Source organism: Rhodobacter sp. TJ_12, assembly GCF_020023995.1.
Taxonomy (GTDB): domain Bacteria; phylum Pseudomonadota; class Alphaproteobacteria; order Rhodobacterales; family Rhodobacteraceae; genus Rhodobacter.
This window is the reverse complement of record NZ_NRRD01000083.1, coordinates 1-551: the sequence shown is the minus strand read 5'-3', so window position 1 is coordinate 551 and position 551 is coordinate 1. Positions and strand designations below refer to the sequence as shown.

1 protein-coding gene and 1 pseudogene are annotated in these 551 nt (G+C 53.4%); both read right to left on the bottom strand.

Annotated features, from left to right (window positions below):
• Window positions 1-86, bottom strand: a pseudogene (locus CKO11_RS17295) (50S ribosomal protein L18); the annotation flags it as partial.
• A gap of 9 nt (window positions 87-95) precedes the next feature.
• On the bottom strand, window positions 96-551 hold a 456-nt coding region (gene rplF / locus CKO11_RS17290; RefSeq protein WP_223641548.1), incomplete at its 5' end, for a 50S ribosomal protein L6.

Here is a 551-nt window from a genome sequence, read left to right as displayed (position 1 = left end):
TGTACCACCAGGCGAGTTGCGCCCAGCTCTTTGAGCTTGCGGCGTGCGCGGGTCGCACGACGGATACGAGCAGATTTCTTATCCATAGTGTTACCTTACTTCTTCTTAGCCTCTTTGGTACGCACGACTTCGTCGGCGTAACGAACACCCTTGCCTTTGTAAGGCTCAGGACGACGGTAGGCGCGCAGATCAGCTGCAACCTGACCGATCAACTGTTTATCAGCGCCTTTCAGCACGATTTCAGTTTGAGTCGGGCACTCTGCAGTGATGCCAGCCGGCAGTTGATGGTCAACAGGATGAGAGAAACCTAAAGCCAGGTTTACTGCATTCCCTTTAACCGCTGCACGGTAACCTACACCAACCAGCTGCAGCTTCTTAGTGAAGCCTTCGGTAACACCGATAACCATTGAGTTCAGCAGGGCACGCGCGGTACCAGCCTGAGCCCAACCGTCTGCGTAACCATCACGCGGACCGAAAGTCAGAGCGTTATCTGCATGTTTCACTTCAACAGCATCGTTGAGAGTACGAGTCAGCTCGCCGTTTTTACCTTT